The sequence below is a fragment of the Kribbella sp. NPDC050281 genome, assembly GCF_040655855.1.
Classification (GTDB): domain Bacteria; phylum Actinomycetota; class Actinomycetes; order Propionibacteriales; family Kribbellaceae; genus Kribbella.
The window spans coordinates 67,018-79,891 of the sequence record NZ_JBFAKS010000046.1; the positions used below are offsets into that span (position 1 = coordinate 67,018).

Annotated in this window: 14 protein-coding genes; 9 read left to right on the forward strand and 5 right to left on the reverse strand. The window is 69.0% G+C overall.

Annotated elements, in window-relative coordinates; translation table 11 throughout:
- The first annotated feature begins 27 nt into the window (after nucleotides 1-27).
- The 5 genes from AB0I34_RS36800 to AB0I34_RS36820 all read left to right on the forward strand — a co-directional run bounded on the left by AB0I34_RS36800 (nucleotide 28) and on the right by AB0I34_RS36820 (nucleotide 3,854).
- The gene (locus AB0I34_RS36800; RefSeq protein ID WP_360454635.1) at nucleotides 28-324 is read left to right on the forward strand and encodes a hypothetical protein; all 297 of its coding nucleotides are present in this window, start codon (nucleotides 28-30) and stop codon (nucleotides 322-324) included.
- Nucleotides 281-1,738, forward strand: coding sequence for a HAMP domain-containing sensor histidine kinase (locus tag AB0I34_RS36805; protein WP_360454638.1), 1,458 nt, complete (start codon nucleotides 281-283; stop codon nucleotides 1,736-1,738). The genes AB0I34_RS36800 and AB0I34_RS36805 overlap by 44 nt, the downstream gene beginning before the upstream one ends.
- Nucleotides 1,735-2,397: a response regulator transcription factor gene (locus AB0I34_RS36810; RefSeq protein WP_360454641.1), complete on the forward strand. Its 663-nt coding sequence runs from the start codon at nucleotides 1,735-1,737 to the stop codon at nucleotides 2,395-2,397. Before AB0I34_RS36805 ends, AB0I34_RS36810 begins: the two co-directional genes overlap by 4 nt.
- Nucleotides 2,398-2,478: 81 nt before the next feature.
- Nucleotides 2,479-3,078: a DUF4956 domain-containing protein gene (locus AB0I34_RS36815; RefSeq protein WP_360454644.1), complete on the forward strand. Its 600-nt coding sequence runs from the start codon at nucleotides 2,479-2,481 to the stop codon at nucleotides 3,076-3,078.
- Nucleotides 3,075-3,854, forward strand: coding sequence for a polyphosphate polymerase domain-containing protein (locus AB0I34_RS36820; RefSeq protein WP_360454647.1), 780 nt, complete (start codon nucleotides 3,075-3,077; stop codon nucleotides 3,852-3,854). The genes AB0I34_RS36815 and AB0I34_RS36820 overlap by 4 nt, the downstream gene beginning before the upstream one ends.
- On the opposite strand, the gene AB0I34_RS36825 is transcribed toward AB0I34_RS36820, so the two are convergent.
- From AB0I34_RS36825 to AB0I34_RS36840, 4 genes are all read right to left on the reverse strand, one after another.
- Nucleotides 3,838-4,050, reverse strand: a complete 213-nt coding sequence (locus AB0I34_RS36825; protein ID WP_360454650.1) for a DUF1918 domain-containing protein — start codon at nucleotides 4,048-4,050, stop codon at nucleotides 3,838-3,840. The two genes, AB0I34_RS36820 and AB0I34_RS36825, sit on opposite strands and share 17 nt — an antisense overlap.
- 150 nt (nucleotides 4,051-4,200) lie before the next feature.
- Nucleotides 4,201-4,854 (reverse strand): LysE family translocator, encoded by a 654-nt coding sequence (locus tag AB0I34_RS36830; protein ID WP_360454653.1) that lies wholly within the window; start codon nucleotides 4,852-4,854, stop codon nucleotides 4,201-4,203.
- Nucleotides 4,855-4,913: 59 nt separating this feature from the next.
- The gene (locus tag AB0I34_RS36835; protein WP_360454656.1) at nucleotides 4,914-6,938 is read right to left on the reverse strand and encodes a glycoside hydrolase family 36 protein; all 2,025 of its coding nucleotides are present in this window, start codon (nucleotides 6,936-6,938) and stop codon (nucleotides 4,914-4,916) included.
- Nucleotides 6,935-7,828, reverse strand: coding sequence for an EamA family transporter (locus tag AB0I34_RS36840; RefSeq protein ID WP_360454658.1), 894 nt, complete (start codon nucleotides 7,826-7,828; stop codon nucleotides 6,935-6,937). The genes AB0I34_RS36835 and AB0I34_RS36840 overlap by 4 nt, the downstream gene beginning before the upstream one ends.
- 40 nt (nucleotides 7,829-7,868) lie before the next feature.
- On the opposite strand from AB0I34_RS36840, the gene AB0I34_RS36845 reads away from it, so the two are divergent.
- The 4 genes from AB0I34_RS36845 (at nucleotide 7,869) to AB0I34_RS36860 (ending at nucleotide 12,783) form a co-directional block, all read left to right on the forward strand.
- The gene (locus AB0I34_RS36845) at nucleotides 7,869-8,411 is read left to right on the forward strand and encodes a MarR family transcriptional regulator (protein ID WP_360454661.1); all 543 of its coding nucleotides are present in this window, start codon (nucleotides 7,869-7,871) and stop codon (nucleotides 8,409-8,411) included.
- A 111-nt stretch (nucleotides 8,412-8,522) separates the two neighbouring features.
- Nucleotides 8,523-10,439, forward strand: coding sequence for a glycosyltransferase family 4 protein (locus tag AB0I34_RS36850; RefSeq protein WP_360454664.1), 1,917 nt, complete (start codon nucleotides 8,523-8,525; stop codon nucleotides 10,437-10,439).
- Nucleotides 10,440-10,444: 5 nt separating this feature from the next.
- Entirely contained in the window at nucleotides 10,445-11,242 is a 798-nt protein-coding gene (locus AB0I34_RS36855; protein ID WP_360454667.1) for an alpha/beta hydrolase, read from the forward strand.
- Between the two features lie 83 nt (nucleotides 11,243-11,325).
- Entirely contained in the window at nucleotides 11,326-12,783 is a 1,458-nt protein-coding gene (locus AB0I34_RS36860; RefSeq protein ID WP_360454669.1) for a glycosyltransferase 87 family protein, read from the forward strand.
- Between the two features lie 10 nt (nucleotides 12,784-12,793).
- Here the strand turns inward: AB0I34_RS36860 and AB0I34_RS36865 are convergent.
- The coding region (locus AB0I34_RS36865; protein WP_360448981.1) for an integrase core domain-containing protein at nucleotides 12,794-12,874 on the reverse strand (81 nt) is incomplete at its 5' end.

The window sequence follows — 12,874 nt, forward strand, 5'->3', positions numbered from 1 at the left end:
CACCGGGAGGGATCGCAGGCTGTGAGCATGCGGTCTCCACGTCTGATCTACGGGCTTGTCGCCGGCGTGCTGGTGGTGGCCGGTTTCGTGCTGCCGCGGTACCTCGCCGACCGGTCACAGCCTGAGCTCGGCGACACGGTCGTCGTCCCCGCCGCCGCGAGCCCGTCGACGCCGCCACCGACCGTGAACCCGCGGCCGAGCGCACCGCCACCGAGTGTGACCCCTGGCCAGGGCGCCGAGCAGGTCTCGCCGGCGCCGGCCCGTACTGCGGGAGACGACGATGACGACGATCTGGGGGACGACCCGGACGACGACGATGGGTGATCTCCGGCCGTGGCCGGTGGTCAGCGCCCGGGTGCGGATCATCGGCTGGATGTTCGGCGTGCTCACGCTCGCCCTGTCCGCGCTGGTCTTCCTCACCTGGCAGGTGCTCGCCGCACGCGCGGATGACGCGGCCGACGACGAGCTCACGCACGAGGCCAACAAGTTCCGCGCCTTCGCGGGCTCCGGTGAGGCAGCCGCCTTCGACCGGCCCGAGGCTCTGCTCGACCGCTGGCTGCAGAGCAACCTGCCGGACGACTCGGAGGCACTGTTCACCATCGTCGACGGCCGCGCGTACCACCGCAGCCAGGGCAGTCCACCGGCCCGCCTCGACACCGATGCGGCCTTCGTGCAAAGCCTCGCCGGCGCGACGGAGCCGACGTACGGCTGGACCGCCAGCACGGCCGGAAGCGTCCGGTACGCCGTGATGCCGGTGCGGATCGGAAGTCAGCCGGTCCGGACCCAGCTCGTGATGCTCGAGTTCCGGGACATCATCGCGAAGCCGTCGATCGACGCGGCCCGCGCGCTGGTCATCATCGGTGCGCTCACCCTGGTGCTGGCCGCGGGTGCGTGCTGGCTGGTCACCGGCCGGATCCTCGCACCGATCCGGCAGGTGCGGGCCACCGCCGAGCAGATCGGGGAGAGCGATCTGCGGCGCCGGATCGAGGTCGTCGGAAACGACGACGTGGCGCAACTGGCGCGCACGTTCAACACCATGCTGGACCGGTTGGAGGACGCGTTCGTGGCCCAGCGGGAGTTCGTCGACAACGCGGGGCACGAGCTGCGGACGCCGATCACGGTGATCCGCGGGCACCTGGAGCTGATGGGTGACGACCCGCGCGACCGGGCCGAGACCAAGGCGCTGGTGCTCGACGAGCTGTCCCGGATGAACCGGATGGTCGACGACCTGCTGGTGCTGGCGACGACCGAGCGCCCGGACTTCCTCGAAACTGGCGAAGTCAACCTGACCGAACTGGTCGTCGAGGTGATCGCCAAGGCCAGGCCGCTGGCCGACCGGGTCTGGCGGGTGGACGAGACGGCGGACGCGACGATCGTCGCCGACGGCCAGCGGCTCACCCAGGCGCTGATGCAGTTGGTGTCCAACGCGGTCCGGCACACGACGACCGGTGACCGGATCTCGCTGGGTTCCCGGCTGAGCGGCGACCACGTCCTGCTGTGGGTCGCCGACTCCGGTCCCGGCGTCCGGGCGTCGGACCGCGAGCGCATCTTCGAACGATTTGCCCGCGGCAACGATCAGCGGCGGACCGGTGGTGCCGGCCTCGGACTGGCGATCGTGCGCTCGATCGCGCAGGCCCACGGCGGCGACGTCCGGCTGGCCGACGGCCCGGGCGGCGCCCGCTTCGAGCTCACCCTGCCGCTCACCGTGCCGGCCGACCGCGCGGTGGTCGCGCCGTGAACCGGATCCTGATCGCGGAGGACGAGGAGCGGATCGCCTCGTTCGTCGAGCGCGGACTGCGCAGCAACGGCTTCGTCACGACGGTGGTCGCCGACGGCGAGACGGCGTACCAGGAAGGCGTCAGCGGCTCCTACGACCTGCTGATCCTGGACATCGGCCTGCCTCGGGTGGACGGGTTCACCGTGCTGCGACGGTTGCGCGAGGCAAGGGTGACGATGCCGGTGGTGATCCTGACCGCGCGGGACAGCGTGCGTGACACGGTCGCCGGGCTCGAGGGTGGTGCGGACGACTACATCGCCAAACCCTTCGCCTTCGAGGAGCTGCTGGCCCGGGTGCGGTTACGGCTGCGCGGCGGCGACGGTACGCCGGACGCCACCATCCTGCGGGTGGGGGAGCTGAGCCTGGACCTGCGGACCCGGCGGGCCCTCGTCGACGGAGAGTCGGTCGAGCTGACCGCGCGGGAGTTCCTGCTGGCCGAGGTGTTCTGCCGGCATCCCGACCAGGTGCTGTCCCGGGAGCAGTTGTTGTCCCAGGTCTGGGGTTTCGACTTCGACCCGGGCTCGAACGTGGTGGACGTCTACATCCGGTACCTGCGCCGCAAGCTCGGCGCCGACCGGATCCAGACGGTCCGCGGGATGGGCTACCGCCTGCTTCCGTGAGAGCACTCTCACCTGAACCTCAGACCAGCCTCACCGCCGGACGAGACGGTAGAACCACCATCGTCCAGCTAGGAGGAATCCATGTCCGGTCTGGGAATCGCCATCCCCGCCGATCTGCTCGCCATCGCTTTGCTTGCCTATGGCACCTACTTCCGCCGGTACCACCGCCGGGACCTGCTGCTCGCGTACGTCGCCCTGAACGTCGGGGTGCTCGCGGTCACCGCGATGCTGGCCGGCAGTGGTGCCGGCATGGGCCTGGGGCTGGGCCTGTTCGGCATCCTGTCGATCATCCGGCTCCGCTCGGACTCGATCACCCAGGAAGAGGTCGCCTACTACTTCATCGCGCTCGCGATGGGTCTGGTGAACGGGCTGCATCCCGGTCCGTTCTGGCTCGCCCCGGCGTTGAGCTTCCTGCTGGTCGGACTCATGTACGTCGTCGACCACCCGCGACTCACCCTGCGTTCGCGGCGGCAGCGGGTCGTCCTCGACCAGGCCTACCCCGATACCCGCGACATCGGTCCGGCTCTCGAGCGGTTGCTCCAGGCCGACATCCGGTACTTCGTCGTCCTCGATCTGGATCTGGTCACCGACACCACGGTCGTCGACGTCCGCTTCCGCGTCCGGCACAACGCCGTACCCGCGATGAACACCGTCCGCCGGTTCGAGCGGTACGCGTCGTGAGCCCGCGCTTGCAGGCAGCGATGGCGGGAGCACTGTCCGGCTTGCCGTCCGTCTCACTCGACGAGGTCCTGGCCGAGGCCGCTCTGCAGGTCCGCGTGGATCGCAAGTACCTGGTGCCGATCGGGACGTTCGTGGAGCTGGTGGCCAGGCTGCGCGATCGGTTCGCCGTACTGGAAATCGACGGCCGGCGAAGTTTCCGGTACGAGTCGGTCTACTTCGACACGCCGTCGCACCAGCTGTACCGGCAGCATGTGCAGCGGCGGCGGCACCGTTACAAGGTGCGCACCCGGTCGTACCTGGACAGCGGAGAGTGCAGCTTCGAGGTGAAGCTGAAGAGCAACCGGTCGGAGACGGTCAAGTCGCGGATGCCGTACTCGCCGGCGGACCGGGGTCGCCTGACCGGGCCGGCCCGGGAGTTCCTCGGTGAGCAGCTGCGCGCGGCGTACGGCCTGGCTGTCGACGAAGGACTGCGGCCGTCGCTCATCACGACGTACCGGCGGAGCACGCTGGTCGATCCGGTGGAGCACGCGCGGATGACCTGTGACGTCGGGCTCCGGTTCTTCGACGCGGGGAAGTCGATCGCGGTGCTGCCGGACACCGTGCTGGTGGAGAGCAAGACGGCGGGGCGTGCGGGAGTCGCGGATCGGGTCCTGCGCGAGCTTCGGGTCCGGCCGATCCACGTCAGCAAGTACTGCGTCGCCGCCGCGCTGCTCAATCCCGATCTGCGGTCGAATCCGTGGCACCGGACCGTACGGCTGTTCACCCGGCCGGGATGATGTGTGCGTCCGGGCCGGGGAAGAACAGGGACTCGGTGTCGGTGTCGGACCAGTGCACCAGGTACGGCGGTGCGCCGCCGGGGTCGTGGACCTCGACGATCTGGCCCTCGCGCCGGTGCGCGCTCAGGTGGTTGCTCTCGACAACTACCTGGTCGCCGGCCGCCGCCTTCACCGGGCCCACCCGCTCGAGTCGCACATCTCCTTCGCTCCCATCACAAACCTCCGTCGCCGCTGGTCGGACGGCGATCCCCGTTGCCGCCCCGATGCCCCCAGCTTGGCCCGAACCCTCGCCCGGCACCACCCCTTGCGCCCGGTCAGATCACCGCGAGCCCGACCGCATCGGCCGTCAATGGATGTCGGTGGCGAGGCGGGCGGCCAGGGCGGCGAAGATGCCGGCGCAGACGCGTTCCAGGCGGCGACGGACAGTGCTGCCCGCGCGGAGGAACTTGCTGGTCAGGCCGCCCGCGAGCAGCGCGACCGACGCGTCGACCGGGAAGCCGACCAGGATGAAGATCGCGCCGAGGATCAGGAACTGGACGGTCGCCGGCCAGGCGCCCGTGCCGGTGCTGATGAACTGCGGTACGAACGCCAGGTAGAACAGGATGACCTTCGGGTTGGCGAGGTTCGTCAGCGTCGCCATCACATATGTCTTGCGCAGCGTCCGCTGTGGCACGTCGGGCACGTCGGGCACGTCCTCGGGCTCACCAACGTGTTGCCGGCTGGCCCGCCAGGTCAGATAGGCGAGATACAGCAGGAACGCCGCTCCGGCGATCCGTACGCCGTTCAGCACCTGGGGCGCCGCCTGGATCAACGCACCGAGCCCCAGCGCCGCTGCGACGGTGTGAACCGCCAGCCCGGTCGACATCCCCGCCGCCGCGACCACCCCCGCTCGTCGGCCCCCGACCGCCGCGTTCGCCACCACGAACAGCATGTCCGGCCCCGGCACCACACTCACCAGGAACACGGCCACCACGAACCCCACGACTACCGAAGTCTCCATCTCCCCATCCTGACCCGGCCGCGCCTGCCCCTCACGCGAATTTCCACGTCGTGAAACAGTCAGACAGCGCTCACCCGGATGATGCGGGCGGATGGCTCGGGAACCGTGGTGGTGACGGTGAGGGAGTCTCCCGACCAGCCGTACGTCCAGCCGTCGAGGTCTGTCGGGAAGACCGGCGTGATGGTGCCGTGCGGGAGAGAGAAAGTGACCTCGGACGGGCCAGGGGACCGGTGCCAGAGACTCAGATAGGTGGTGGACGAGTCGCTGAGGCCGAGGGCGATCCACTCGTCATCCCAGTCAGGTAGGCCCAGCGGCCAGCGGGGGAGCAGGCTCGGCAGATGCTCGAGTACCCCGCGGTGCGCGCTGACCGCGGATCGGACCAGCTCCCGCTCGGACTCGGTCATCTGGTTGAGGTGACCGGACAGATACAGCCGTCCGAGGATGCCGTTGGCCAAGGCCAGGGTGAACTCCTCGCGCGTGGTCCCGGTGATCGGGTACGCCCAGTGGCCGGCCTGTTCGGGGAGTACGGCGGCCGGCGCCGCAGCCGCAATCGGGACGTACAGCAAGGGGTGTTGCTGGTCCGACGTCGACTGCAGGTGGAGCCGCGACAGCATGGCGTAGTCCATCCGCATCGCGCCGGACGCGCAGTTCTCGATCAGCAGATCAGGGTGCCGAGCTTGGATGTCGTCGAGCCAGCTCAGCAATGCGCGGTTGTGTTCGAGGAGTCCGTGGCCGAGCGACGTACCGCCCTTGTCGGTGCCCGGGCCGGTCATGGTGTTGTTGTCGAACTTGAAGAAACCGATGCCGAAGTCGCTGACCAACCGGTCGACGGTGTCGTCGAGGTGCTGGCGCGCCATCGGGCTGCGCAGGTCGAGGAGGTAGCGACCGTGTTCGGCGACGCGGACGCCGTGCCGGGTGAGGAACGCGTCGTCGGGCAGGCTGCCGGCGATCGGGGAGTCGACACCGATCACCTCCGGCTCCAGCCACAGACCGGGCACCATGCCGCGCTCGTGGATCCGGTCGATCACCTCGCTCAGCCCTTTCGGGAAGCGGGTGGTCGCCGGCTGCCACGCACCGACGGTGCTCCACCAGTCGCCCTCGGCATACCAGCCGGCGTCGATGCAGAAGTAGTCCGCACCCGCCTCGGCCGCGGCGTCGATGAGCGGCAGCAGTTTCTCCGTCGTCGGGTCGCCCATCAACGTGTTCATGTAGTCGTTGAAGATCACCGGCATCCGGTCGTCGACCGGCCGCCGCATCCGCAGCGCGCGCCGCTGCCGGGTGAGAGCGCCGAGAGCGCTGTCTGAGTCGGTTCCGACGACGAGGGAGACGGGCACAGTGGTGAACGGCGCATCCGCGGTCAGCCGCACGGTCCACTGGTGTTGCTGATCGGTCGGCCCGCTCAGCAGCAGGTAGCCGCCCTGCCGGTTCTCCCCGAGTTCGTAGTGCCAGGGTCCGTTGTGCTCGATCTGCCAACCCAGGGCGTACTCGCGGTCGACCAGAACGCCGACCGGCAACGACTCACCACTCGACCACGAGCCGGTACTCGTCACCGCGTGCCGGCCCTTCGCGACCGGGTAGTGCGGATCGCGGACGATCTTCGGGACCCGGCCCAATCGGAGTGATCGGACCGACCATCGGTTCTCGGCCATCCAGTCGTTGGCGGCCGAGTGCAGCTCCGCGTCGACCGACTCGAGACCGACGACCAGCGATGACAGAAAGGTCAGTTCGAGCTCACCCGGCCCGGTCAGCGACGCCTCGGACCACGCCCGTACGCCGGCTCGCGCCTCGAACACACTGGTGATCCGCAGACCGGTCCCGGCATCTTCCTGGACGATGCGCAACGTGGATCCGTCGTCGTCATGGCCGACGTACCGCAGCCGCTGGCCGAGGATCGTGTCGACGTGCCGGTTCGTCCCCGGGGAGCGTCCGTACCCGAGCGCCGAGACCTCCACCAACACCTGCCCAGGCACGGGGGAGTCGTGGGCCGGCGCCTCGACGGCGCGGACGGCGGTCAGCCGGACCGGACCGTCGTCGAGCGTGAAGGTCAGGGTCAGCTCGGGCGTGCTCCAGCGCAGGAGGTTCATCGATAAACCTTAGAAGGTTCCTCCGTCCGCACTTCAACCCTCGATCCGCGTCGTGGACGACTCAGTGTGATCCCCGCCAGAACCAAAGCCAGCCCTGCCACCTGGCGAAGCGTCAGCGCCTCACCCGACAACGTCAGCCCGAGCAGTACGCCGGTCACCGGGTTGAGCAGCCCGATCAGTCCGACCGTCGCGGCACTCAGATGGCGCAAGCCGGTGAACCACGCCGTGAACGCAACCGCGGTCGCGATCAAGCCGACATACGTGAACCCGCCGACCGCCGCGAGATCCAGCGCCGGCGGAGCGCCCTCGAAGACGACGGCGAACGGAATCAGCACCAGACCGCCCGCGATGAGCTGCCACGAGGTCGTCGCCAGCGGCCCGTCGGCGCGTCCCCATTTCTTGGCCAGCACGTACCCGCAGGACGACATCGTCATCGCCGCCAGCGAGGCGACCACACCCCGTACGTCGACTGCCGTCGTACCCGCGCCGAGCATCAGGCAGACGCCCGTGAGGCCGGCCGCGGCGCCGACAAGCACCAGCAGCGTTGGTCGCTCGGAGAGCAGGCCCCAGGCGAAGAGCGTCATCGTGAGCGGCGACGCGGACATGATCGTGGACGCGAGGCTGACCGGCAGCAGTTGTGACGCGAGGTAGATCAGCGCGAAGAACGCCCCCATGTTGCAGACGCCGAGCAGCAGCGACCGCCACCACCAGACGCCGCGGGGGAGGCGGCGTGCCAGGCAGAGCAGCAGCAATCCGGCGGGCAGAGCGCGGAACACCGCGCCGTACAAGGGGGATCCGGCCGGCAGGTACTCATGGGTGACGAAGTAGTTCGTGCCCCACGCCACCGGCGCGATCGCGGTGATCAGCACCCATCGGAAAGTAGTTTCCACGGAAGACACTATATCTTCCCAGGAAGATATAGTCTGCGGTGTGACCGAAGACCACCCCGAAGACCATCCCGAAGACCACGTGGCCAGGATCCAGGCGGAGTGGCGGGCAGCCCGGCCGGATCTCGATGTCGCGCCGCAGGGCGTGATCGGCCGGCTGCACCGGATCGCGAATCATCTGACCGGCGAGCTGACACTGCTTTATGCGAAGTACGGCCTGACCGAGGGGGAGTTCGATGTCCTCGCGGCGCTGCGGCGTGCGGGAACGCCGTACGAGCGGGCGCCGGGAGAGATAGCGCTCCACACGATGGTGACGACGGGCGCGGTCACGAAGCGGGTCGATCGCCTGCAGGAGGCCGGTCTGGTCCATCGCCGCCGCAGCGATGCCGATGGCCGCGGTCGCGTCGTACGGCTGACTCCTGCGGGCCGGAGGCTGATCGACAAGGCGTTCGCAGCCCACATGACCAACGAGCGGCGACTGCTTGGCTCGCTCAGTCCGGCGCAGGCGGATCAGCTGGAGGAACTGCTGACGACGTGGCTCGCGGACCTCGAGCCGCCGGAGGATAGTCGGGCCGTCACGGAATGACAGCAAGCCCCTGGCACTCCGGTACGATCCCTAGGCTGTCCGTGAAACCGTGCAACGCTCCTGTGCGTTCGGCACGTTTCCACGGTGCCGAAGTCTCATGAAGGAGAGTGCGTGGCCGGCCCCCATGTCGTGATGATCGTCGCGAACGACATCGCCAACGACACCCGAGTCCTGAAGGAAGCCGTCGCTCTCGGGCAGGCCGGGCGGCGGGTGACGCTGCTGGGCGTCTCGGCGTCCGGTGAACTGAAGATCGACACGATCGACGCCGGCGTGGTGATGATCCGGCTGCCCGGGAAGTTCCTGCTGCGCGACGACCGGAACCGGCGCCGCCGGGTCCGCCGCGCTCGCCGCCTGCTCATGGTCAGCAAGCCTGCGCCCGTCCGGAAGGCTCTCGTGACGGCCCGGTTGGCCGACCTGAAGGCGGAGTCTGGCCGCGCTGTCGCCCAGCGCAAGGCCGGGGCGGTCGGTCCGCTGGCCTTCAAGGCCGGGACGGTCCGCCGGGCGCTCCAGCGCCGGCAGCTGACGTTCTCCGGGAAGGGCGCCGGCCTGCTGAACCGCGCGGCGCAGTTCGAGGCCCGCAAGGCGACCCGGTTCTGGCAGCGGTGGGACCTCTGGATGACCCAGCAGAAGCGGCCGATCAACTGGCGCAGGGTGATCCCGGAGGCCGACGACTACGAGACGATCTTCGCCTCCGTGCTGGACCGGCTGATGCCCGACGTACTGCACGCCCACGACATGCACGTCATCGGTGTGGCCTCTCGTGCCGCCGGGCGGGCCGCGCTGCGTGGCCGGACCGTGAAGGTCGTGTACGACGCCCACGAGTACGTCCCCGGCCTGTCGACGTACCCGCCGCGTACGCCGCGGTTGGTGGCGGCGTGGGCGCAGCACGAGCGTGACTACATCCGCACCGTCGACCGCGTCGTCACTGTGAGTCCGGCGATCGCGCGGACGCTGCACACGCGGTACAAGCTGGACCGCGAGCCGAGCGTTGTGATCAACAGCCCGCAGCTGATCGACCTGGATCACGATGCACCTGACATCCGGAGCGCGATCGGGCTGGCCGACGACGTACCGCTGATCGTCTACAGCGGTGGCATCACCCGTGCGCGCGGCGTCGAGACCGCGATCTCGTCGCTGCCTCAGCTGCCGGACGTGCACTTGGCGGTGGTCTGCGTGCCGACGACCGAGATGAAGCCGGTCGACGAACTGCGTGCGCTCGCGGCGAAGGTCGGCGTGGTGGACCGGGTGCACTACCTGAACCCGGTCGCGCCGAACGATGTGACCAGCTTCCTGCGCACCGCGGACCTCGGGCTGATCCCGATCCTGCGCTACCCGTCGCACGAGATGGCCCTGCCGAACAAGGTCTTCGAGTACACCTTCGCGGGGCTGCCGGTGGTCACCAGCAACATGCCGACGCTGGAAGAGTTCGTCGGCAAGACCGGGATCGGCGAGGTGTTCGAGGCGGAGAACCCGACCGACCTCGCCGCCAAGGTGTCGAAGGTCCTGGCCGACCCCAAGCCGTACCGCGAGCGAGCCGCCTCCCCGGAGCTGCGGCACGAGATGTCGTGGGAGGCGCAGGCCGACAACCTCCGCGCACTGTACGACGAACTCCTCGGGCCGGTGGACGGCGTCGAGATCGTCAAGCCGCGGCTCGTCGTCGGACCAGTGGATGCCGACGGCGCGCCGAGCGCTTGGGTGCGGGAGATCGACGAGGCCGAGGTGGTCGGGCGCCGGCTGACCGCGGCCGACCTCGACGGCATCACGCACGTCGTGATGGAGGACTGGAAGTCCGTGCTCGGGAGCTCCGACATCACCACGGACCTCCCGCTGCTCGCCGCGGCGCGCATCAAGCACGGCGTAGTCGTCTACGGCCGGCCCGATCGGCCGGCGACGCGGGAGCGCGCGACGGCCTACAACGGCACGGTCTTCGTCACCGACGAGGCGATGCTCGACTCCGTCCCCGACAGCGAGTGGCTGCCGACGGGCGAGCAGGGCACCGAGATCCTGCGAAAGTTCATCGCCGACTGACGCCGATGGACTTTCTGACGGGGGCCGGTGGACGTCGGCTGGACTACGTACGGCGCGGGCGTGGCGAGCCGTTGCTGCTGATCCAGGGGATGGCGGGCCACCACGCCATGTGGGGCGACGAACTGCTCAGCCGCTTGGAAGACCGGTTCGACATCGTCGCGTACGACCATCGCGGCGTCGGACGCGGCGACCGGGCGGACGAGCCGTTCACCGTCGCCGACCTGGCTGACGATGCGGCCGCCGTGATCGCGTCGGCGGGCTGGGCATCCGCACACGTCTTCGGCATCTCACTCGGCGGGATGGTCGCCCAGGAGCTCGTACTGCGCCATCCGGACACGGTCCGGTCGGTCGCGTTGGGCTGCACCTGGGCAGGGGGAGCGAGCGGGGTCATCGCCGAGACCTCGCGGGACATGGTGGACGCGATCGCCAGCCGGGACGTGGAGCGCGGGCTGAGGATCAGCTTCGAGGCGAACCTGTCTCCGCGGTACGCCGCGGCGGTGCCGGACGCGCAGGAGGTCTACCGCCGGCGAGCGCTCGCTGTGAAGGTTCCCGTGCCGGTCGTGCTGATGCAGTGGCAGGCCGCCAAGGCCCACGACACCACGGAGCGGCTCGGTGCGATCGCCGTACCGGTCCTGATCCTGCATGGCACAGCGGACGCGGAGATCCCGGTGGAGAACGCCCAACGGCTGTCCAGCCTGATGCCTGCGGCGAAGGTTGAATTGTTCGACGATGCGGGTCATCTGTTCTGGTGGGAGGATCCGGACCGGACCGCAACGCTGCTGGTGACACTCACCACGGCCTGACGGCGCGCGGGGGACCGGGTGCGGTCCCGGCTGGTCGTGGGTGGGTAACCTTCCCTGGTCGTTTGGGTGAGCGATAGGAGATGATGCCCACCGTGACCGGACCACGTAGCCAGGACCCGCAGGACCGGCTGACCCCGTCGGAGGCCGACCCTGCCGTTGCGGGTCTGACCGTGGGGCTCGGTGGGCCGTCGGGGCGGTTCGCCCGGCTCAGCTCGTCCTGGTGGACGCCGCTGCGGATCGCGCTCGCGGTGTGCACGGTCACCTTCGCGCTCGGCGTACTGCAGAAGGCTCCCTGCATGGAGGCCGGCTGGGACCGGCAGAGCTGGCGGCCGTTCAAGGCGTTGTGCTACTCCGACATCGGCTTCCTGTACCAGGAGCGCGGGTTCGCGGAGGGCAACCGCCCGTTCCTCGACACGGGCAACTACCCGGTCCTCGAGTACCCGGTGCTCACCGGCGGCTTCATGGAGGTCGCGGCGCGGATCACCTGGGTGATCACCGGTGACCCGAAGAACGACCACACGGTCGAGCAGAAGCGCGCCACCGCGGGCGTGTTCTTCGTCGTGAACACCGTGATGCTGTTCCTCTGCGCCCTGCTCCTGGTCGGGCTGACCGTCGCCACCGCACGTGGCGTCGAGACGCGCCCCGGTGCGGCCCGCGGCCAGCCGATGAATGCCCTGTACGTCGCCGCCGCGCCGGTGTTGGCGCTGACATCGACGATCAACTGGGACCTGTTCGCGGTCGTGCTCACGGCCGGAGCGATGTTTGCGTGGTCGCGCGGCAAACCGATCTGGTTCGGCGTCCTGCTCGGGTTGGGGACAGCGGCGAAGTTCTACCCCTTCCTGCTGCTCGGGCCGCTGCTGATCGTGTGTATCCGCGGTCGCAAGATGTGGCCGTGGTTCCAGGCGGTGATCGCGACGGGCGTGTCCTGGGCACTGGTGAACGCGCCGATCTACCTGCTCGCGAAGAACGAGTGGATGTCGTTCTGGACGTTCAACGATCAGCGCGAGAGCGACTACGGATCGATCTGGTACGTGCTGAAGCTGGCCAAGCACGAGGTCGCCGACGTCAACCAGCTGAACATCGTGATCTTCGCCGGGTTGTGCCTGTCGATCGCGATCCTCGGCCTGATGGCGCCACGACCGCCCCGCTTCGCACAGCTCGCGTTCCTGGTCGTGGCGGCGTTCCTGTTGGTCAACAAGGTCTACTCACCGCAGTACGTGCTCTGGTTGCTGCCGCTGGTGGCGCTGGCGCGGCCGCGGTTGCGGGACTGGCTGATCTGGCAGGCGTGCGAGTGCTTCTACTGGATGCTGGTGTGGATGCATCTGGCCCAGTTCCTGGCGCCGGGGAATCCCGACGTACCGGACCGGATCTACTGGCTCGCCGTGATCCTGCGGATGGCTGGGACGCTGTGGCTGATGCTCATGGTGGCGCGCGACATCCTGCTGCCGGAGAACGATCCGGTCCGTCAAGGTGACCTGGTCGACGATCCGAGCGACGGCGTCAAGTCCGACGCCGCCCCCCGTCAGCTGGCCACCGCCTAGATGTACCCGGTCATGAGGTTGGTTGCAGTCTGGTGATGGGTGGTCGGCCGCCGAGTGCGGTGTGTGGGCGTTGAGTGTTGTAGTGGTTGAG

What these genes read in the sequence shown, in the direction of transcription:
- AB0I34_RS36835 (WP_360454656.1), bottom strand. Translation starts at nt 6,938, where the DNA reads ATGAACCTCCTGCGCTGGAGCACGCCCGAGCTGACCCTGACCTTCACG.
- AB0I34_RS36800 (WP_360454635.1), top strand. Translation starts at nt 28, where the DNA reads ATGCGGTCTCCACGTCTGATCTACGGGCTTGTCGCCGGCGTGCTGGTG.
- AB0I34_RS36860 (WP_360454669.1), top strand. Translation starts at nt 11,326, where the DNA reads ATGCCCACCGTGACCGGACCACGTAGCCAGGACCCGCAGGACCGGCTG.
- AB0I34_RS36830 (WP_360454653.1), bottom strand. Translation starts at nt 4,854, where the DNA reads ATGGAGACTTCGGTAGTCGTGGGGTTCGTGGTGGCCGTGTTCCTGGTG.
- AB0I34_RS36855 (WP_360454667.1), top strand. Translation starts at nt 10,445, where the DNA reads ATGGACTTTCTGACGGGGGCCGGTGGACGTCGGCTGGACTACGTACGG.
- AB0I34_RS36805 (WP_360454638.1), top strand. Translation starts at nt 281, where the DNA reads ATGACGACGATCTGGGGGACGACCCGGACGACGACGATGGGTGATCTC.
- AB0I34_RS36815 (WP_360454644.1), top strand. Translation starts at nt 2,479, where the DNA reads ATGTCCGGTCTGGGAATCGCCATCCCCGCCGATCTGCTCGCCATCGCT.